Annotated in this window: 16 protein-coding genes; 6 read left to right on the top strand and 10 right to left on the bottom strand. The window is 66.8% G+C overall.

The features are described from left to right. Window positions 1–470 precede the first annotated feature (470 nt). The 3 genes from ACCQ13_RS18860 (at window position 471) to ACCQ13_RS18850 (ending at window position 5993) form a co-directional block, all read left to right on the top strand. On the top strand, window positions 471–611 hold the full coding sequence (locus ACCQ13_RS18860; RefSeq protein ID WP_158251425.1) for a hypothetical protein: 141 nt from the start codon (window positions 471–473) through the stop codon (window positions 609–611). Window positions 612–634: 23 nt separating this feature from the next. Then, the gene (locus tag ACCQ13_RS18855; protein ID WP_372372432.1) at window positions 635–4561 is read left to right on the top strand and encodes a non-ribosomal peptide synthetase; all 3927 of its coding nucleotides are present in this window, start codon (window positions 635–637) and stop codon (window positions 4559–4561) included. Window positions 4562–4865: 304 nt separating this feature from the next. Beyond that, window positions 4866–5993 carry an acyltransferase family protein gene (locus ACCQ13_RS18850; protein ID WP_159407762.1) on the top strand — a complete coding sequence of 376 codons (1128 nt, stop codon included), beginning with the start codon at window positions 4866–4868 and terminating at the stop codon, window positions 5991–5993. 163 nt (window positions 5994–6156) lie between these two features. Here the strand turns inward: ACCQ13_RS18850 and ACCQ13_RS18845 are convergent, their stop codons facing one another. The 5 genes from ACCQ13_RS18845 to radC form a co-directional block, all read right to left on the bottom strand. Continuing rightward, entirely contained in the window at window positions 6157–6912 is a 756-nt protein-coding gene (locus tag ACCQ13_RS18845; RefSeq protein ID WP_159407761.1) for an SDR family NAD(P)-dependent oxidoreductase, read from the bottom strand. 32 nt (window positions 6913–6944) lie between these two features. Continuing rightward, window positions 6945–7475 carry a hypothetical protein gene (locus ACCQ13_RS18840; protein ID WP_104601827.1) on the bottom strand — a complete coding sequence of 177 codons (531 nt, stop codon included), beginning with the start codon at window positions 7473–7475 and terminating at the stop codon, window positions 6945–6947. Window positions 7476–7481: 6 nt separating this feature from the next. Further along, the gene (locus ACCQ13_RS18835) at window positions 7482–8372 is read right to left on the bottom strand and encodes an SPOR domain-containing protein (protein WP_159407760.1); all 891 of its coding nucleotides are present in this window, start codon (window positions 8370–8372) and stop codon (window positions 7482–7484) included. Window positions 8373–8555: 183 nt separating this feature from the next. Continuing rightward, window positions 8556–10244 carry an arginine--tRNA ligase gene (gene argS / locus ACCQ13_RS18830; RefSeq protein WP_159407759.1) on the bottom strand — a complete coding sequence of 563 codons (1689 nt, stop codon included), beginning with the start codon at window positions 10242–10244 and terminating at the stop codon, window positions 8556–8558. Window positions 10245–10330: 86 nt separating this feature from the next. After that, window positions 10331–11008, bottom strand: a complete 678-nt coding sequence (gene radC, locus ACCQ13_RS18825) for a RadC family protein (RefSeq protein ID WP_159408038.1) — start codon at window positions 11006–11008, stop codon at window positions 10331–10333. Window positions 11009–11104: 96 nt separating this feature from the next. Here radC and coaBC point away from each other — a divergent pair, with 96 nt between their 5' ends. The 3 genes from coaBC to ACCQ13_RS18810 are packed head-to-tail and all read left to right on the top strand — an operon-like array spanning window position 11105 to window position 15195. After that, window positions 11105–12376 carry a bifunctional phosphopantothenoylcysteine decarboxylase/phosphopantothenate--cysteine ligase CoaBC gene (gene coaBC, locus ACCQ13_RS18820; RefSeq protein ID WP_159407758.1) on the top strand — a complete coding sequence of 424 codons (1272 nt, stop codon included), beginning with the start codon at window positions 11105–11107 and terminating at the stop codon, window positions 12374–12376. Further along, window positions 12373–12840, top strand: coding sequence for a dUTP diphosphatase (gene dut / locus ACCQ13_RS18815; protein WP_159407757.1), 468 nt, complete (start codon window positions 12373–12375; stop codon window positions 12838–12840). Before coaBC ends, dut begins: the two co-directional genes overlap by 4 nt. 12 nt (window positions 12841–12852) lie before the next feature. Next, on the top strand, window positions 12853–15195 hold the full coding sequence (locus ACCQ13_RS18810; protein WP_372372319.1) for a phosphomannomutase/phosphoglucomutase: 2343 nt from the start codon (window positions 12853–12855) through the stop codon (window positions 15193–15195). A 101-nt stretch (window positions 15196–15296) separates the two neighbouring features. On the opposite strand, the gene ACCQ13_RS18805 is transcribed toward ACCQ13_RS18810, so the two are convergent. The 5 genes from ACCQ13_RS18805 to ACCQ13_RS18785 all read right to left on the bottom strand — a co-directional run bounded on the left by ACCQ13_RS18805 (window position 15297) and on the right by ACCQ13_RS18785 (window position 19115). Next, on the bottom strand, window positions 15297–15887 hold the full coding sequence (locus ACCQ13_RS18805) for a hypothetical protein (protein WP_372372431.1): 591 nt from the start codon (window positions 15885–15887) through the stop codon (window positions 15297–15299). 171 nt (window positions 15888–16058) lie between these two features. After that, on the bottom strand, window positions 16059–16400 hold the full coding sequence (locus tag ACCQ13_RS18800; RefSeq protein ID WP_104601820.1) for a lipid-A-disaccharide synthase N-terminal domain-containing protein: 342 nt from the start codon (window positions 16398–16400) through the stop codon (window positions 16059–16061). Continuing rightward, window positions 16400–17122 (bottom strand): glycosyltransferase family 2 protein, encoded by a 723-nt coding sequence (locus ACCQ13_RS18795; protein ID WP_104601819.1) that lies wholly within the window; start codon window positions 17120–17122, stop codon window positions 16400–16402. The genes ACCQ13_RS18800 and ACCQ13_RS18795 overlap by 1 nt, the downstream gene beginning before the upstream one ends. A 252-nt stretch (window positions 17123–17374) precedes the next feature. Then, window positions 17375–18340, bottom strand: coding sequence for an SDR family NAD(P)-dependent oxidoreductase (locus ACCQ13_RS18790; RefSeq protein WP_159407755.1), 966 nt, complete (start codon window positions 18338–18340; stop codon window positions 17375–17377). Window positions 18341–18389: 49 nt separating this feature from the next. After that, on the bottom strand, window positions 18390–19115 hold the full coding sequence (locus ACCQ13_RS18785; protein ID WP_159407754.1) for a suppressor of fused domain protein: 726 nt from the start codon (window positions 19113–19115) through the stop codon (window positions 18390–18392). Window positions 19116–19141 lie beyond the last annotated feature (26 nt).

Here is a 19141-nt window from a genome sequence, read left to right as displayed (position 1 = left end):
GTGATGTGATGGACTGACGATCTTGCACGTGCGTCACCGTGATGGTCAGCAGTGCCCGCAGCGATGCTGCCGGATGGTGTCTGCAACTGCCGATGATGCTCAACGGAAGCACGTGCCGCTGCTTGGCGTCATGCTTGCCGCCTCGACGCAAGTGTGTTGTCCAGCTTCAGGATCAGGTGCGTTCGGTATCTTCCGCTCGCACAGTGACCGGTGGTTTGCAGAACCGGGAATGAGTGCCGATATGCTTTCTGATGGATATCAGAAATCACATTTTTGAGAATGAATTTCCTTGGATGCATGCATTTCGTGATTGTTGCACGGTCCAAAAGATTCGCGAGTTGCTAGCCTGGTCCTAATTTGTTCGGGGACAAGCGCCTAAACAACCTGCCTGCCTGTCGTGGCTTTGGTTGTGCGCCTTGTTTCATTGTGCGTTTCCATCGTGCATTGCCGACGACTGTCGGCAGTCGTCGATGTTCAACGACCCCGCATATCGCCAGGCGCTGATCCGGCGTGTTCTTTGCCGCATTGCGATGCAGGCACGCCGTTCGATCGTGCGCCACACAGAAGGATGCCTGCAATGCGCGCTGACGCTGTTCAATCGTTTCCCCTGACCATGGCACAACGTGGCCTGTGGGTGACCAGTAAGTTATATACCGACAACACATTGATGTTGTCCGAAGCACTGGAGTTGTTCGGCCCACTGGATCCTGCGTTGTTGATCCGCGCCACGCTGCAGTTGGCGCGCGAGTTCGACACGCTGCGCCTGTGCATCCAAGAGCACGAGGGTATGCCGCACCAGGTCGTGCTGCCCGACTACACCGCGCCAGTGCCGTTCTTCGACGTCAGCGACGACCCGGCGCCGCGCGATGCCGCCGAGCATTGGGTGGCCGAGGAGATCCGCAAGCCTGAGGACCTGCGCAATGGGCCGCTGTGGCATTGCGCGGTGTTCCGCCTCGGCGAGGATCACCACATGTGGGTGCAGTGCGTCAGCCACCTGGTGATGGATGGCTATTGCGCCTCGATCATGATGCAGCGGATGGCGGTGCTCTATAACGCCTATGCGGCGAACGTGGAGCCCGAGCCTGCCGAGTACGGCAGCGCGTTGTCGCTGATCGAGATGGAACAACAGTACCGCGACTCCGATCGCTTTCAGCGCGACCGCAGTTACTGGATGCAGCAGCTGGCCGATCTCCCGCCGCCGGTGACCCTGGCGCGGCCGGGCAATCACCTGTCCACCGGGCTGCTGCGTGGCATCGGGCAGTTTTCGCCGCAGCAAATGGTGCGCCTGCGTGCGCTGGGCAAGGAGTACGGCGCCAGCCTGCCGCAGATGCTGATTTCGCTGATTGCGGCCTACTACTACCGCTGCACGGGCGCCGAAGACCTGGTGCTGGCCATGCCGGTGACCGGCCGGATCAACGCGCGCTACCGACACACCGCCGGGCTGGTTGCCAACGTGATCTCGCTGCGTCTGAAGATGGACCCGCAGCAGCCGGTCCACACCTTGTTCGTACAGGTGGCCTCGGTGGTCAAGAGTGCGCTGCGCCACCAGCAATACCGCTTCGAGGACGTGCGCCGTGACCTTGGCATGTTCGGCATCGAGCAGAAGCTCGCACGCCTGGCGGTGAACATCGAAGCCTTCGATTACACGCTGCGCTTCGGCGAGGCGTATGCGATGCCGCACAACCTCTCCAACGGTCCGGCCGACGACCTGACCATCTTCTGCTACGAACGTGGCGATGGCGCGGCACTGCGCTTCGATCTGGATGCCAACCCGGCGTTGTACGACAGCCACGAGCTGGCCGAGCATTGCCGGCGTCTGACCCAGCTGGCCGATGCCGTGCTCGACAACCCCACCTGTGCACTGGGCGAGGTGGACGTACTGGGCGAGCAAGAACGTCAGCGCCTGCTGTACACATGGAACCGCACCGACGCGCCACTGCCGGCCGATGCCACGCTCCTGCACGGGATGCTGCAGCGTGCCGAACTGATGCCTGCCGCCGTGGTCGTGCAGTACGATAACCGCACGCTGGATTACACCACCTTGTGCGAGTTGGCCTCGCGCATTGCCGCGCAATGGGTTGCCGATGGCGTGCGCCCCGGCGATGTGGTGGCCGTGGCCTTGCCGCGCAGCGAGCACCTGCTGGTGGCGCTGCTGGCGATCATGTGGAGCGGTGCGGCATACCTGCCGCTGGATCCGGAGAGCCCGGCCGCGCGCAACCGCCAGATGCTCAACGATTCCGGCGCCATCGCGCTGGTGTGCGAGCCGGCGCTGTGCGAGCGCTACCTGATCGGCGGCATGGTCTGGCTGGACCCACGCCCTGCGGTGTTGCCGGCAGCGATCGCACCGCTGGCGACGCCGGATGGCACGGCCTATGTGTTGTACACCTCCGGCTCGACCGGCGCGCCCAAGGGCGTGGAGATCAGCCATCGCAACCTGTTCAATCTTCTGCACGCGATGGAACACGAGCTGGCGCTGCGCCCACGCGATCGCGTGCTGGCGTTGACCACCATCGGCTTCGACATCGCCGGGCTGGAGTTGTACCTGCCGTTGCTGGTGGGCGCGCGCGTGGTCATCGCACCGGCGGGCATCAGCCACGATCCGTGCAGCCTGGCGCGACTGATCGCACAGGCGCAGATCAGCCTGGTGCAGGCCACGCCGTCGCTGTGGCGCATCCTGCTGGCAAACCAGGATCTGGCATTGGATCGCGTGCATGCCCTGGTAGGCGGTGAGGCGTTGGCCCCGGAACCGGCCAGCCAGCTCCTGGCCCGGGTGGGGCGCCTGACTCAGCTGTATGGACCCACCGAGACCACCATCTGGTCGACCATCATGCCGTTGCAGTTGAGCGATGCGGCGGCACCGCCGATCGGCAGGCCGCTGCTCAATACGCGGGTCTACGTGCTGGATGCGCAGCGGCAACCGCTGCCAACCGGCGCGGTGGGCGAGCTGTATATCGGCGGGGCGGGCGTGGCCAAGGGCTATCGTGGCAAGCCCCAGCTGACCTGCGAGCGGTTCTGTGCCGACCCCTTCGCCGCAGACGGCAGCACCATGTACCGCACCGGAGATCGGGTGCGCCAGCGTGAGGACGGCTTGTTGGAATTCGTCGGCCGTGCGGACGCACAGCTGAAGATCCGCGGCCACCGCGTGGAGCCGGGTGAAATTGAAAATGCCTTGCTGCTGCACCCACAGGTTGCTCAGGCGGTGGTAGTGGCGCACAACGATGACAACACCGGCGTGCAACTACTCGCTTACGTGGTAGGCCGGCACGGCGCTGCGCCCGCAGTGGAGGTGCTGCGCACGCATCTGCAACAGCATCTGCCGACAGCGATGATCCCGGCACGATGGATGCCACTGGATGCCCTGCCACTGACTGCCAACGGCAAGCCGGATCGTCATGCCTTGCCGATGCCGGGCGCGTTGCCCAGCCGCGTGCAGGTGGCGCCGCGCGATGCGGTCGAACAGCAACTGGCGACGATGTTGCAGGAGTTGCTGGGTGTGGAGGCGGTGGCCGTGGACGACAACTTCTTCGAGCTGGGCGGCGACTCGCTACGCGCGGCGGAAATGACGGCGCGCTTCCCGCAGGTCTTCGGCGTGGAGTTGCCGTTGGGTGCACTGTTCGACTCGCCCACCGTGGCCGGCCTGGCGGAGGTGATCAGACGTAGAACGCCGGGAGCCAACGATCCGTTGGCCGTGTTGCTGCCGCTGCGTGCAGGTGCAGCGGGCGTCGCGCCATTGTTCTGCATCCATCCGGTGATCGGCCTGGGCTGGTCGTACCTCACCCTGCTCGGTCAGCTCGACCCGCAGTGGCCGGTGTATGCGTTGCAGTCGCCGGCATTGAGCGACCCGCAGCATCGCCCGGATAGCATCGAGGCGATAGCAGGCGACTATCTGGCGCGTCTGCGCAGCGTACAGCCGCACGGCCCCTATCGATTGCTCGGGTGGTCGCTGGGTGGTCTGATCGCGCATGCCATTGCGGCTCAATTGCAGGATCTTGGCGAGCAGGTCGAGCTGCTGGCAATGCTCGATAGCTATCCGCATCAAGAACACGCCGCCATGCTGCCAGAGGCCGAGAGCGTGCGCGCGTCGGTGCAGGCATTGGATTTGGACCTGCCGCCAGATCAACCGGTGCCGACCACCATGGCCGAGCTGGCGGGCTTGTTGTGCGCCCACTACGGCCTGACGGAACTGCCGGCGGTGCGCCAACTGCTGCAACAGCGCCCCACGCTGCTGGACGACCTCGGCGATGCGACCCAGCATCATCTGCACCTGGCGCGCAAGCACCGACCCCGGGCGTTGAACCAGGACGTGCTGTTCGTCGAGGCCAGGGTCCGCATGAGCGCTGGCGACGACGATGCACGTTGGGTGGACTACCTGCCACAGGCCTGGCATCCCTACGTGCGCACGCTGCACCTGCATGGCTTGGACAGCGACCATCATTCGATGCTGTCGGCCACGCATTCGGCCAGGCTCTGTGCATTGCTGCATGCTGCCATCGGGCCGTTGGCGCGGCGCGACGACAGCATCGCCAACACCGCCAGCGACGGGGTGGCCGAATATGCGTGAGATCCCATCTAGCCCTGCGGCCAGCTGATTGGCCGCAGGTAGGCGAGTGCGCTGCGACGGCGGGGCACGCGGCCGCACCGGGGTGTGTTGCACGATGAGCTGGTACGTCATCGCAGGCGTTTGCCGGCGGCAGTGCGTTGCGGTCACGCTGTGTCAGCAGACGCAGCGGACCGTCGGTGCATCGAACCGGCAGCAGCTGTGTGCGTGATGCGTCTGGTGGCCGGGGCCGCGTGCAGGGCGTGCTGATACAGACAGGCGCTCCGGCGTACGGCACAATCGGGCGTCCCCGGCTCCCCATCCCCACATGCGCTATCCCGCGTTGGATCTGCTGCGTGGCATCGCCATCGTCTGGGTGATGCTGTTCCATTCCTTCGTGGTCGGCGGGCTGGGGCCGGACTGGGCATGGCTGTCGCGCTACGGCTGGATGGGGGTGGACCTGTTCTTCGTACTGAGCGGGTTTCTGATCGGCAGCCAGGTGCTCATGCCGCTGGCGCGCGGGCAGCGTCTGGATTTCAAGGACTTCTACCTGCGGCGTGCCTTCCGCATCCTGCCGGCGTTCGCGGTGGTACTGGTCGTCTACATGGTATGGCCGGGGTTTCGCGAAGCGCCCGGGCTGGCGCCGTGGTGGATGTTCGCCAGTTTCACCCTGAACCTGTTCGTCGATTACGGCCAGCAGGCCGCCTTTTCGCACGCCTGGTCGCTGTGTGTGGAGGAGCATTTCTATCTGGTGTTTCCGCTGCTGGCCACGCTGTTGCTGCGGCGCCCATCGGCCGCCTGCTTCATCGCGCTGTGCGTGGCGGTCGTGGTGGCCGGCATCGCCTTGCGCAGCAGCGTGTGGCTGCACAACACCGCGCTGGACCAGATCGGCAGCGGGCAGCAGCGCAACTGGTTTGTCGAAGACATCTACTACCCCACCTGGAACCGTCTCGACGGCCTGCTGGCCGGCGTGGTGCTCGCCGTGCTCAAGGTATTTCGCCCGCAGACCTGGCAGCGGCTGCAGCAGCGCGGGAGCAGCTGGCTGCTGGCCGGCAGTGCGCTAACGGCCCTGGCAATGTGGCTGTTTCGCGAGCGCACCGGTCTGATCGGCAATGCGCTGGGTTGGCCGGTGCTCTCTTTCGGCCTGGCCTTGCTGGTACTGGCAGGCACCGCGACCGACAGCAGGTTTGGCCGCCTGCGTGTGCCCGGTGTGGCCTGGCTGGCGGCGATTTCCTACAGCCTGTATCTGACCCACAAGGCCATCTTCCACCTCACCCAGGACTGGCTCGGCACTGCGCTGGAAGGGCAGGGCATGCTGGCGTTTGCGGGGTATGGCGTCCTGGCGCTGCTGGCGGGCGCCGTGCTGCATTACGCGGTGGAGCGACCCTTCCTGCAGCTGCGCGCCAGTCTGGTGCGGCGGCGTGCGCGGGCGTTCGAGACGGCAGGGCCGGCTTAGCGCCGGCGCCGACCGCAGTGGCCGCACGGGGTCAGCACGGTGGCGCCAAAGACAGGCGATTTGCCGCGCCCGACGCGACAATGTCCCCAGGCGGAGGCAACCGCAGTGCGCGGTGTGCGTGAGCTGCTCGCCTTGAGCATGCAGCCCCCCACCTGCCGCCGCTTTACTGCGCGTCGCGTGCCACCTGGAAACCGGCGAACGATTGCGTCACCGGCATGATTTCCAGCCGGTTGATGTTCAAGTGTGCAGGCAGGCTGGCCACGTAGAAGATCTGCTCGGCGATGTCCTCGGCCGTCATCGGGGTGGCGCCGCGATACAGCGTGTCGGAAGCGGCCTGGTTGCCGCCGGTGCGCACCAGGGTGAATTCGGTTTCGGCCATGCCCGGTTCGATCGAGGTCACGCGCACGCCGGTGCCATGCAGGTCCGAGCGCAGGCCCAGCGAAAACTGCTGCACGAAGGCCTTGGTGCCGCCATAGACGTTGCCGCCGGTGTACGGATACGTGGCCGCTACCGAGGCGATGTTGATGATGGCGCCACGGCGCGCGATCAACGCCGGCAGCAGCCGGTGGGTGAGGGTGACCAGCGCGGTGACGTTGGTGTCGATCATCTGCTGCCACTGCTGCAGGTCGGCTTGCTGTGCCGGCGCCGTGCCCAGTGCCAGCCCCGCGTTGTTGACCAGCACGTCGATGTCGGCGAAGGCCGCCGGCACTGCGTCGATGGCCGCCGCCAGTGCCTGCGCATCGCGCATGTCGAAGGCGGCGGTGTGCACCTGGCCGGCGGGCAGTTCCGCAGCCAGCGCATCCAGGCGTTCGGCGCGTCGGCCGGTGGCGATGACCTTCCAGCCGGCGGCGGTAAAGCGGCGCACGGCGGCGCTGCCGAATCCGGAGGTGGCGCCGGTGATGAGCACGGTCTTGGACATGGGGAACTCCAGGGGATGGGAACGAGGGGGTTTCAGGGAACAGCAGGGCCGCTGGCAGCGGCAGCGCGTCGGGCGCGCAGCATCTGCTCGGTCAGGATGTCTTGCGCGATCACCTGGCCGCGCCGCAGCCGCAGGAGCAGATGGCTGGCCGCCGCCGATGATGCATCTGCGGCGGGCGGCATCGCGACGATCAACTCACCATCGACCCACACTGCCGGTACCGGCGCGTGCTGGCCGGGAAACAACACCTCCAGCGGCAATTCCGGCGGTGTGTCGTTGCAGGCGCCCAGCACCACGCGATCGAGCACCAGCTGCCGTGCGTCCAGGCGCCAGAACGCCTGGTAACCGCGCCAATTGGCCGTGCAGCTGCCCAGGGTGGTGCCGGCCTTGGCGACGAAGCGCTTCCAGGTGGCGGGGTCGTCCAGCGGCCCGGACAACGGCTCCGCCAGCAGGTGTGCCTGCCGGCCGTCGATCCGGATGCGATCGGGAATCTGCTCGGTGGCCTGCGCGCTGCCGGTCACCGCAAGCAGTCCCAGTACCGAGCCGGCGAGACCGCGCACCACCTGCGCTTACTGCGCCTTGATCGCGATGGCAGGCAAGCCGCTGCCGGTGAGTTTCTGCTTGGCTTCGGCCAGTTCGCCGGCGCTGCCATAGGGCCCCATGCGTACGCGATATACCGTCTTGCCGCTGATCTCGGCCGATTCCACGCGTGCGGCCAGGCCCATCATCGCCAGCTTGGCCTTGGTCGATTCGGCATCGCCGGAGGCGCCGAACGAGCCGGCCTGCAGGATGTAACGGGTGGTGTCGGTCACCGCAGGCGCCGCGGTGGGGCTGGCTGCCGTCGTGGTGGCGGCAACGGCCGGTTTGGGCGCTGCGGCCGCTGGCGTGGTGAGCGCGGCGGTGCTGACTGGCGCAGGCGTGGCAGCCGGACGGGTCTGGCCGGCCTCCGGCAACGGCTTGGGGACGCGGGCGGCGGTTTCGTTCAAGGGCACCGGCACGCTGGCGGCAGGCGTGGCCGCGACGACACTGGCAGCGGCGCCCGGTGCCTGTGGCACCGGCTTGCCTTCCAGCGCTGCGCGCGCGCGCGCAGCTTCCTCGGCGCGTGCGCTGGCGGCCAGTTCCGCATCGGACATCTGGACTTCCTTGCCGGGCAGCAAGGTATAGAAGTCGTACTGGGTCTGCGCATCGCCGGGCTTGGCCTGCGGCTTGGGCGGCGGCGTGCTGGGCTTTGGCAGCTCGGCCGGCGTATCGGTGTCGGCATCGGCCACAGGCTCGGGCTGCGCGTCGGGGTTGGCCCGCGGACCCACGCGCAGGAAGCCGTCTCCGTCTTTCTTGAACAGGTTGGGCGCGGCCAGGAAGATCACCGCCGCAATCGCGGCGCCCGCCACCAACCACACCCAACCGGGTGTGCCATTGCTGGTGTTGCGTCGTGCCTGGCTCTTACCGCGTCGTGCTGCCATCTACCACTTCTCCGAATCGTGTCGTTGCGGGCGGTGTGCCCGGCTTGCTGCGGCTGTCGCTGTCGCTGTCGCTGCACCCACCGCCCTGGTAAGGCAGACACAGCGCTGTGCGGTCGCGACCGCTCTGCCCACTGCGCAGCCAAGGCGGGCATGCCGCCCACGCCCGGCTGCCATGGGGTGTGGCTACATCTTTTCCGGCGCGCTGACGCCGAGCAGTTCCAGGCCGTTGGCAAGCACTTGCTGGGTCGCCACTGCCAGGGTGAGTCTGGCATCGCGCTCGGCGGCATCGTCCACCAGCACCTTGCTGTTGTGATACCACGTGTGGAAGGCGTGCGCCAATTCACGCAGGTACTGCGCGATCTGGTACGGCTCCAGCGTCTGGCCTGCGATTTCCACCACTTCCGGGTAACGCGACAGCTCCAGCATCACCGCGAGCGAGTGCTCATCGTCCAGGCGTGCCAGTTGGGCCAGGCCGTTGGCCTGCTCGTACTTGAGGCCCTTTTCCTGTGCCTGGCGCAGCACGCTGCACACGCGCGCATGTGCGTACTGCACGTAGAACACCGGGTTGTCGTTGCTCTGCGCGCGCGCCAGGTCGATATCGAAGGTGAGCTGCGAATCGGGCTTGCGCGCGATCAGGAACCAACGCACGGCATCGGCGCTGGTCTCCTCGATCAGGTCGCGCAAGGTGACATAGCTGCCGGCGCGCTTGGACAGTTTTACTTCCTCGCCGCCGCGCACCACCGTCACCATCTGGTGCAGCACGTATTCCGGCCAGCCCTGCGGGATGCCCAGTTCCAATGCCTGCAGGCCAGCGCGCACGCGCGTCAGCGAGCCGTGGTGGTCGGCGCCCAGTTCGGTGATCGCGCGCTCGTAGCCGCGCTGCCACTTGGTGAGGTGGTAGGCCACGTCCGGCACGAAGTAGGTGTAGGTACCGTCGGACTTGCGCATGACGCGGTCCTTGTCATCGCCGAAGTCGGTGGACTTCAGCCATAACGCGCCGCCTTCCTCGTAGGTATGGCCGGAGGCGATCAGCTTTTGCACCGCTTCTTCGACCTTGCCGTCCTTGTACAGCGAGCTTTCGAGGAAATAGATATCGAAGTCGACGCGGAACGCGGCCAGGTCGTGGTTCTGCTCGTTGCGCAAAGACGCCACCGCGAAGCGGCGGATCGACTCGATGTCGGCCGGATCCTGGGTGCCGGTGACCAGATGGCCTTCTAGGTCGACGTGGTCCCCGGCCAGATAGGCGTTGGCCACATCGGCGATGTAGTCGCCGCGGTAGCCGTTCTCCGGCCAGCCGGCGCTGTCGGGGGTGAGCCCGCGCGCGCGCGCCTGCACCGACAACGCCAGGTTCTCGATCTGCACGCCGGCATCGTTGTAGTAGAACTCGCGCTTGACGTTCCAGCCGTTGGCATCGAGCACGCGCGCCAGGCTGTCGCCGATTGCCGCCGCGCGACCGTGGCCGACGTGCAGCGGGCCGGTGGGGTTGGCCGAGACGTATTCCACGCCCACCGAGCGGCCGTTGCCGGCCAGCCCGCGACCGTAGTCGTGGCCTTGCTTGATGACATGCGCCACTTCGCGTTGGTACGCGCTGGGAGCCAGATGGAAATTGATGAAGCCGGGACCGGCGATCTCTACCTTGGTTAGCTCGTCGCTGGCCGGCAATGCCGCCACCAGCGCCTGCGCCAGTGCGCGCGGATTGCTGCGTGCGGCCTTGGCCAGCAGCATCGCCGCATTGGTGGCGAAGTCGCCGTGCTCGCGTGTCTTGGGCCGCTCGACCACAAAATCCGGCGGCAGGGTGTCGGCAGGCAGGGTGCCGTTGGCGCGCAAGGCTTCGATGCCTTGGCCGATCAATGCGCGGAGTTGGGCTTTCACGTGGGATCTGCTTGGAACCAAACCAGCGATTTTACCCGACCGCGCGCCGCAGGGTCCGGCCGATGGTTCAGGTGGGAGCGGCGTGCTCATTCCAGCCAACCGCGCTCGGCCAGCGAGACCGGCCGGCCATCGCCGATCACGAAGTGATCCAGCAAGCGGATGTCCACCAGGTCCAGCCCCTGCAGCAGGCGTTGGGTGACCGCACGGTCGGCCTCGGAAGGTTCCGGATTGCCGGAGGGATGATTGTGCCCAACGATGACCGCCGCGGCATTGTGCAGCAGCGCCTTGCGCACCACTTCGCGCGGATGGATGTCGGCGCCGTCTATGGTGCCGGTGAACATTTCCTCGAAGGCGATCGCGCGGTGGCGGTTGTCCAGGAACAGCACCGCGAACACTTCGTAGGCGCGTGCGCGCAGCCGCTGCGAGAAATAGCGGCCCACACTGGGCGGGTCGTTGAGCGCCTCGCCGCGCTCCAGCCCGCTCATCAAATGCCGGTGCGCCAGTTCCAGCGCCGCGTTGAGCTTGCAGGCAGAGGCCGGGCCCAGGCCAGGCAGGCGCGCCAGCGCCGAGGCCGGGCGGTCCAGCAGCACGCGCAGCGGCCCATGCCGGTGCAGCAGCTCGCGCGCAGTCTTGACCGCATCCTGGCCGCGCAGGCCCGAGCCGACGAAGATCGCCAGCAGCTCGGCATCGGAGAGGGTAGGGGCACCGCGCGCCAGGAGTTTTTCGCGCGGGCGTTCGGTGCTGGGCCAGTCGTGTATGTGCATATGGCGAGATTGCCGGTGCTTATCGCCCACGCCCATCAGGCCAGGCAGGACCATCGGCTAATCTAGTTGTCCTTGTAACCGTAGGACGACTCCGACGTGATCGGCTCCACTCAGGCCCGCCCCCTGGACGGACAGCGTTTGCTGCTGTGCGTCGGCGGAGGCATCGCCGCTTACAAATCGCTCGAACTGGTCCGTCGCCTGCGCGACGCCGGCGCACAGGTGCAGGTCGCCATGACCAGCGGTGCGCAACAATTCGTCACCCCGCTGAGCTTCCAGGCACTTTCCGGGCAACCGACCCGCACCACGCTGTGGGACAGCGCAGCCGAGCAGGCAATGGGGCATATCGAACTGGCGCGCTGGGCCGATCGGGTGATCGTCGCCCCGGCTACGGCCGATCTGCTGGCGCGGCTGGCGCACGGCCTGGCCGACGATCTGGTCACCACCCTGTGCCTGGCCACGACCGCGCCACTGACCGTGGCCCCGGCGATGAACCACCGCATGTGGCTGCATGCAGCCACCCAGGCCAATGTCGCCACCTTGCGCGCGCGCGGCGTGGCGGTGGTGGGCCCGGACGATGGCCCGCTGGCCGAAGGCGAATCCGGTCCCGGCCGGTTGGCCGAGCCGGCGGCGATCATCGGCGCACTGGCAGGCGCGCAGACCGCACCCTCGGCGGCTGACGCATCCCCGGCTGCCGCTGCACCAGCATGCATTCCCAGCAGTGCCCAGCTGGCAGGCCTGCGCATGGTCATCAGCGCCGGGCCGACGTTCGAGGACCTGGACCCGGTGCGCTACGTCGGCAATCGCAGCAGCGGCAAGATGGGCTATGCCCTAGCTGCTGCTGCCGCCCGCCAGGGCGCCGACGTGGTGCTGGTCAGCGGTCCGGTGCACCAGACCACGCCGCCCGGCGTACAGCGTATCGACGTGCGCTCGGCCGCGCAGATGCGCGACGCAGTCCTGGGCGCCTTCCCGGCCGATATCTACATCGGCGCGGCCGCAGTGGCCGACTACACCCCCAAGCGGGTGGTGTCGCAGAAGATCAAGAAGACCGGCGAAACCCTGACCCTGGAACTGGTGCGTACCCCGGACATCCTGTCCGAGGTGGCCACGCAGACCGGCGCGCTCAAACTGGTGGTCGGTTTTGCGGCCGAAACGCACGACGTGGAGCAGTACGCGCGTGGCAAGCTGGCGGCCAAGCGGCTGGATCTCATCATCGCCAACCAGGTCGGGATCGAGGGCGGCGGGTTTGAAAGCGACAACAACGCCGCTACCGCTTATTGGCAGGATGGCGAGCGCGTGTTCCCCAGCAGCAGCAAGACCCAACTGGCCGAGCAACTGCTGGCCCTGATCGCAGAGAGATTGCAGGCATGAGCCACCCCACCCACTCCTTGCAGCTGAAGTTGCTCGACCCGCGTTTCGGCGACGTGTGGCCGCTGCCGGCCTACGCCACCGAGGCCAGCGCAGGCATGGACCTGCGCGCCGCGCTGGAAGCGCCGATGACCTTGCAACCGGGCGATGCGGCGTTGATCCCCAGCGGCATCGCCATCCATCTGGCCGACCCGCAGTTGTGTGCGGTGGTCCTGCCGCGCTCGGGTCTGGGCCATCGCCATGGCATCGTGCTCGGCAACGGCACCGGGCTCATCGATGCCGATTACCAGGGCCCGCTGCTCATCAGTACCTGGAATCGCGGTCGCGAGGCCTTCACCATCGAGCCGGGCGACCGCATCGCGCAGTTGGTGATCCTGCCGATCGTGCGCGTGGGCCTGCAAGTGGTGGATACTTTCGTCGACAGCGCGCGGGGAGCGGGTGGATTCGGCCACACCGGGGTGCGCTGACGGGGGAGTCACATGAGCAAGGCGAACGAGCGCAGCCAATCGATGTCCAGCGTGCGCACGAGCGGTCCGGTGTTGGGGGGCGTGTTGCTGCTGCTGGCCGCCTGGTTCGGCTGGAACGGCTATACGCAATGGCATGAGGAACGCATTGCGCAGGATCTGGAGCAGGCCCGCGACCGCGCCGTGCAGCAAGTCAGCCAGGCGATGGCCGCGCAGGCCAGCCAGCTCGATGCCGTGCTCAAGCAGCCACCGGTGATTGCCGCCTTGGGCAATGGGGACGCACTGGCGGCCGCCTCGGCCATTCGTGAACGCCTCAAGGCCGTCGAGGATGTACAGGTGTTGCCTGGCGACCTTGCCGCAGCCTACGCCAACCCCAGGGAGTTCGGCTATGCGCGGCTGAGCCTGCTCGAATCGGCGCAGGTGGCCGACCGGGCGCAGGTACGCGTGGTACGCGATGCCAGGCAGGTGCGCCTTGGCATGGCCGCCGCGGTGCGCCTGGGCGGGCAGCCGGCGGTGGTGTACGCACGCCTGCCGCTGCTGCGCCTGACCGGCCCGCTGGACGCGATTGCGGTGCCCGGCAGCGCCTATCTGGCCTTGCGCCAGGGCAGCTACAACGTGGCCCAGCAGGGCAATCTGGCACTGGCCGACGCGGCCGAAACACTGGCCAAGCCGCTGGGCAGCAGCGGCCTGCGCGTGGCCGCCGCCGTCCCGCAACGCGACAACGGCCCGCTGGGTCTGGGCGCTGTTGGCTGCGTGATCGTGGCTGCGCTGCTGCTGGTCATCGCCGGGCTGCTGGTGCTGGCCAGCCGTGGGCGGGTGGCGTTGCCCCGTCGCCGTGTCGCCAGCGCGTCGGTGCTCGACGAACCCACCTTCGGTCAAAGCCTGCAGCACGACGCCAGCCTCGCCAGCCAGGCCGCTGCGGTGGAAGCGGACGCAGCACCGCCGCCGCCGCTGGCGGCGACGGTGCAGGTCACCACGGACATGTTCCGCGCCTACGACATCCGTGGCGTGGTGGGCAAGGATCTCAATCCCGGCGTGGCGGCGCTGATCGGCCAGGCCATCGGCAGCGTGATGCAGGCGCAGGGCCTGCGCGATGTGGTGGTGGGCCGTGACGGACGCCTGTCCGGTCCGGAGCTGACCAACGGCCTGATCGAAGGTCTGCGGCGCGCCGGCTGCAACGTGACCGACATCGGTCTGGCACCGACCCCGGTGGTGTACTTCGGCGCATATGAGTTGCGTGCCGGCAGCTGCGTGGCGGTGACCGGCAGCCACAATCCGCCGGACTACAACGGCTTCAAGATCGTGATCGGTGGTGAAACGTTGTCCGGCACGGCCATCGCCGAACTGCACCAGCGTATCAACGAAGGCCGCCTGCATACCGCCGCCACGCCCGGCGAGCTGGAGCAGCGCGATCTGAGCGATGCCTACATCCAGCGTATCGCCGATGACGTGCAGCTCGACCGCCCGATCAAGGTCGTGGTGGATGCGGGCAATGGCGCGGCCGGCGAGATTGCGCCACGCCTGCTGGAGGCGATTGGCGCCGACGTCGTGCCGTTGTATTGCGACATCGACGGCAGGTTCCCCAACCACCACCCCGACCCGAGCGAGCCGCACAATCTGGACGATCTGGTCAAGATGGTGCAGCGTTTCGATGCGGATATCGGCGTGGCCTTCGACGGCGACGCCGATCGCCTGGGTGTAGTAACCAAGGACGGCGCGGTGGTGTTCCCCGACCGCCTGCTGATGCTGTTCGCCGCCGATGTGCTGCAGCGCAATCCCGGCGCGCTGGTCATCTACGACGTGAAATGCACCGGCAAGCTGTCCGATTACGTGCTGCGCAATGGCGGCAGCCCGCTGATGTGGAAGACCGGGCATTCGCTGATTAAGTCCAAGATGCGCGAAACCGATGCCGAGCTGGCCGGCGAGATGAGCGGCCACTTCTTCTTCAAGGAGCGCTGGTACGGGTTCGATGACGGCATCTATGCCGCCGCGCGCCTGCTGGAAATCCTGGCCCAGCGCGACGAAACCCCGTCCGAGGTGCTGAACGCCCTGCCCGAGAGCGTCTCCACGCCGGAGATCAAGGTGCCGGTGGACGGCGATGCGCATGCGCTGGTGGCACGCTTCGTCGCGCGTGCGCAGGCGGGCGAAGAATCGCCGTTCGAATCGGCGCGGCTGTTCACCATCGACGGCCTGCGGGCGGACTTTGTCGATGGCTGGGGCCTGGTGCGCGCCTCCAACACCACGCCGATCCTGGTGCTGCGGTTCGAGGCCGACAGCGAGGCGGCGCTGGAACGCATCCGCGCGCTGTTTCGCAGTCAATTGCAGGCGCTGCTGCCCGAGCATCCGCTGGCGTTCTGAGCGAGGGGTGAGGTCGCTGGCGGCGTTGCCCCTCCGGCGGCAGCGCCGTTGCACGCGGCTTGACAGAGCAGCGGCGAAGCGGGCGCATCGCATCGGCATGCTCAGCACTCGCTACGGCCGCTACCGGCACTGCCGGCCACTGCATGCAGGTGCAGGCCATTGGCCGCAACCGGTGGCGCTTTGGCCTGCAGGCCGTCGCGCTGCAGCCATACCGCATCCCAATACGGATACGCACCGATCCGGTCGACCAGCCCGGCGCGCAACGGCAACGCCACCAGGCTGCGCGCGAACTGCCGGCGATCAATCTCGGCCGGAAGCGCTGCCGCCTGCATGGCCGGTTGCCAGACCGTGCCGCCGCGCCCGCGCGCACGATTGACCGCGTCGCCGGCTGCCACCCGTGCGGCGCCCGCCAGTTGCAACAAGCCGGCCTTGCCTGGTGCCTGCAGCAAGCCGCACCAGCGTTGTGGCAGCAGCACCCAGCACAGCAACTGCGCACCGTGCCAATGGCGCGCCATCGCCAACGTGGCCGCAGCCGCGCGCGCGCAGCGCCAGTCCGCAAACAACGGCACGCCTTGGTGGGTGGGCAGGCATAGATGCCAATACACCGCAGTGGGAATCGGCATGAAAACGGAGCGAAGGAGGGGCGCACTGGGCATGCCCACAGCCTGCCCATGCCGCCAGGGCAGCAACATCATCCAACCGCGCACCGAGGCGTCGGCCGTTTGCGCAACGCCGTGTACGAATAAGCGCCGCGCTCCACTGCGGATCAGCCATACCTGCCGGCCAGCACCAACATTCCGCTTACCGCTTACCGCTTACCGCTTACCGCTTACCGCCATTCCCCATTCCCCATTCCCAGCCCCTCAATGCCCAGCCCGATCGCGCTTCCAGCCGCGATGCTTCACATCCAGATACAGGCTGTAGAACGCAGTGAACGCCGGAAACAGGTTCTGCAACACACCCACCGAATCCTGCTTGGCCGAGAACACGAAGTAGCTCAGCGTCATCAGGCTGCCCACCACGCTCATGTACCAGAACAGCCGCGGGATCACCGGCTTGCCAGCGCGCTTGGAGGCCACGAACTGCACCAGCCAGCGGCCGCCGAACATCAGCGCGCCCACATAGCCGATCAACTTCCAGCCAGTGACATGGATACCGGTCCAGTACAGCCAGGTCAGCGGCTGGTCCAGCAAGCTGGTGTCCATCAACGCTCCTCCACCGCGGTGCGCTTGCTGCGGGTAATCAGCCACGCCACCCCGCGCAGGTCGCGGATGCCTACCAGTGCGCGATTGAGATTGGTGTACTTGGACACGCCGGCGGTGCGATGGCGGTGGTTCACCGGCACGCTCACCGTGCGCCAGCCGGCGCGCTGCATCAGCGCCGGCAGGTAGCGATGCATATGGTCGAAATAGGGCAGGTCCAGGAACGCGTCGCGCTCGAACAACTTGATACCGCACCCGGTATCGGGGGTGTTGTCCTGCAGCATGCGCGAGCGGATCGCGTTGGCCCACTTGCTGGCCCAGCGCTTGGAGCCCGAATCCTGGCGGTTGACCCGCCAGCCGGCGAACAGCTTGACCTGCGGCTGCGCCTGGCTGCGTGCCACCAGCAACTTGGGAATGTCGGCCGGGTCGTTCTGGCCATCGCCATCCAGGGTGGCGATCCAGCTGGCACGCGCGGCCTTGACCCCGCTGCGTACCGCCGTGCTCTGGCCGCTCTGGGTGACGTGATGCAGCACGCGCAGTTCTGGCGTGGTGCTCTTCAGGCCTTGCAGGACAGCCAGCGTGTCGTCGCGCGAATGGTCATCGACATAGACGATTTCAAAGGCCACCAGGCCGCGCAACGCCGCGACGATTTCGCCGACCAGGGTCGCGACGTTGTCGCGCTCGTTGAACACCGGGACGACGACGGAAAGCTGAGGTTGGCTCATGGATTCGTGGTGGCCGGAGGAGGGCAGAGCAAAAAAGATCGCGCATTGTGCCCTGAGCGTCTGAGCCAGGCATGAAGCCTGTGCGCATCAGTCGCACCGGCAGGCGCACCAGTAGCCTTGCGCATGCAGGGCTGCCGCGCTTGCCGCGGCACGCAGACGGCAGCCAGGGAGGTGCCATCTGCTCCAGTGTACGGGCTGCAAGGGCGCGATCGGGCGCTCCTGGCCCGATGCGTTACCTGCGCCGCGAAACGCTCAGGCGCGCTCGCCGAAGTAGTGCCGGCACCACTCCACCACCTGCGGCAGCCCGTGCTCGACCGGCGTGGCCGGATCGAAGCCGAAGGCTGCCTGCGCGCGCCGCGTGTCGGCCATGGTGCGGATCATGTCGCCCGGTTGCATCGGCTTGTAGACCTTCTCGGCGGGGCGACCGGCGGCCTGGGCGATCACCTCGATGAAGGTCTCCAGCTCCACTGGCGTGTGGTTGCCCAGGTTGAACACCCGGTGCGGCACCGGCGCGTCGCTGGGCGTGTCCAGCGCGCCAAGCACGCCGGCCACGATGTCGTCCACGAAGGTGAAATCGCGCTGCATCCTGCCGTGGTTGAACACCTCGATCGGGCGCCCGGCCAGCACCGCGCGGCTGAAGATCAGCGGCGCCATGTCCGGCCGGCCCCACGGGCCGTACACGGTGAAAAAGCGCAGCCCGGTCGCGCGCAGGCCGTACAACTGCGCATAGATGTAGCCCATCAGTTCGTTGGCGGCCTTGGTCGCGGCATACAACGAGCGCGGCTGGTCCACGCGCTGGTCTTCGGAGAATGGCGGGGTGGCCGAATCGCCGTACACCGAGCTGCTGGAGGCATACACCAGATGCTGCACGCCACGGTGCCGGCACAGCTCGAGCATGTTGACGAAGCCGACCAGGTTGCTGTCGACATAGGCATGCGGGTTTTCCAGCGAATAGCGCACCCCGGCCTGCGCGGCCAGGTGCATCACGCGGGTTGGCTGGATCTGTTCGAACAGCGCGGCCAGGCCATCGCGGTCGGTCAGATCCAGCGTGCGGATGTCGATCTCCGGGCACAGCGCCGCGACCCGGTCGCGCTTGAGTTGCGGGTCGTAGTAGCTATTGTAGTTATCCAGTCCCACCACCGCCTCACCGCGTGCAGCCAGCGCGCGACAGGTGTAGGCACCGATGAAGCCGGCAGCGCCGGTGACGAGAATGGTCATACGAGTTGTCCCGTAAAGCTTGCAGCGGTCGGGCAAAAAAGCGGGCGCATCAGAACAACCCGAAACGCTTCTTGGCGACGTTGACGCGATTGAGCGTAATGATGTCTTGAATTCCTCTGGCATCGAAGCGATCCAGCAACGCGTCGCTGCCTTCCTCCAGCTTCAGCGCCATTTCTTCCGGATACAGCGGCACGATCGTCATGAACACGATGGTCTTTTCGGTATCGATGACCAAGTGGCCGAACTCTTCGGGTGTGCTGACCGGCGGCAGCACGATCGCGCCGTCGAAGCGCACGCCCGGCGCATACGGTTCGGCCGGATGGCCATTGGGAATGGTGTGGCCAAAACCCAGCCAGGTGTCGAACTTGTGCGGCAGCCGTGCCAGGCTCTTGAGCAGGCGAATCGGCCAGTAGTGGCGTGGGTCTTCAAGGTTGCTTTGCTGCATCGGCCAATCGGCCGGAAGACTCAGCATCAGCTCCACGTACTGCGGTGCCTCCACGCCGTCTGGCAAGGGCATCGGCAAGTCGCTCATGCCCGAGGTCACCAGTCGCAGGTAAGGGGTGTCCTCGCTGGCGGGCACCACATGCACATCCAGGTGCACGGCGTCGGAGATGATCTCGTGCAATACGCTTGAGATCGGCCCCAGATGCTGTTCGATATGCGCGCTGATCTGCTCGATGCATGCCTGGCCACGTGCCGGTGCAAAATCCTTTTCCTGCGCGTGCAGCAGCATCGCGCTGCCGCCCCGGCTGATCTGGTCATATTCTTTGCTCATGCGGTTTAGTGCTCCTGGTGATGGCT

It is taken from the genome of Xanthomonas sp. NCPPB 1638 (assembly GCF_041475635.2).
In the GTDB taxonomy this organism is placed as follows: Bacteria; Pseudomonadota; Gammaproteobacteria; order Xanthomonadales; family Xanthomonadaceae; genus Xanthomonas; species Xanthomonas cucurbitae.
Note: the sequence above shows the minus strand (reverse complement) of the source record. Positions and strands in the feature narration are given on the sequence as shown.

Coding starts and splice junctions, on each gene's coding strand:
- ACCQ13_RS18860 (WP_158251425.1), top strand. CDS start 471: ATGTTCAACGACCCCGCATATCGCCAGGCGCTGATCCGGCGTGTTCTT.
- ACCQ13_RS18850 (WP_159407762.1), top strand. CDS start 4,866: ATGCGCTATCCCGCGTTGGATCTGCTGCGTGGCATCGCCATCGTCTGG.
- ACCQ13_RS18845 (WP_159407761.1), bottom strand. CDS start 6,912: ATGTCCAAGACCGTGCTCATCACCGGCGCCACCTCCGGATTCGGCAGC.
- ACCQ13_RS18835 (WP_159407760.1), bottom strand. CDS start 8,372: ATGGCAGCACGACGCGGTAAGAGCCAGGCACGACGCAACACCAGCAAT.
- radC (WP_159408038.1), bottom strand. CDS start 11,008: ATGCACATACACGACTGGCCCAGCACCGAACGCCCGCGCGAAAAACTC.
- dut (WP_159407757.1), top strand. CDS start 12,373: ATGAGCCACCCCACCCACTCCTTGCAGCTGAAGTTGCTCGACCCGCGT.
- ACCQ13_RS18810 (WP_372372319.1), top strand. CDS start 12,853: ATGAGCAAGGCGAACGAGCGCAGCCAATCGATGTCCAGCGTGCGCACG.
- ACCQ13_RS18805 (WP_372372431.1), bottom strand. CDS start 15,887: ATGTTGCTGCCCTGGCGGCATGGGCAGGCTGTGGGCATGCCCAGTGCG.
- ACCQ13_RS18800 (WP_104601820.1), bottom strand. CDS start 16,400: ATGGACACCAGCTTGCTGGACCAGCCGCTGACCTGGCTGTACTGGACC.
- ACCQ13_RS18795 (WP_104601819.1), bottom strand. CDS start 17,122: ATGAGCCAACCTCAGCTTTCCGTCGTCGTCCCGGTGTTCAACGAGCGC.
- ACCQ13_RS18790 (WP_159407755.1), bottom strand. CDS start 18,340: ATGACCATTCTCGTCACCGGCGCTGCCGGCTTCATCGGTGCCTACACC.
- ACCQ13_RS18785 (WP_159407754.1), bottom strand. CDS start 19,115: ATGAGCAAAGAATATGACCAGATCAGCCGGGGCGGCAGCGCGATGCTG.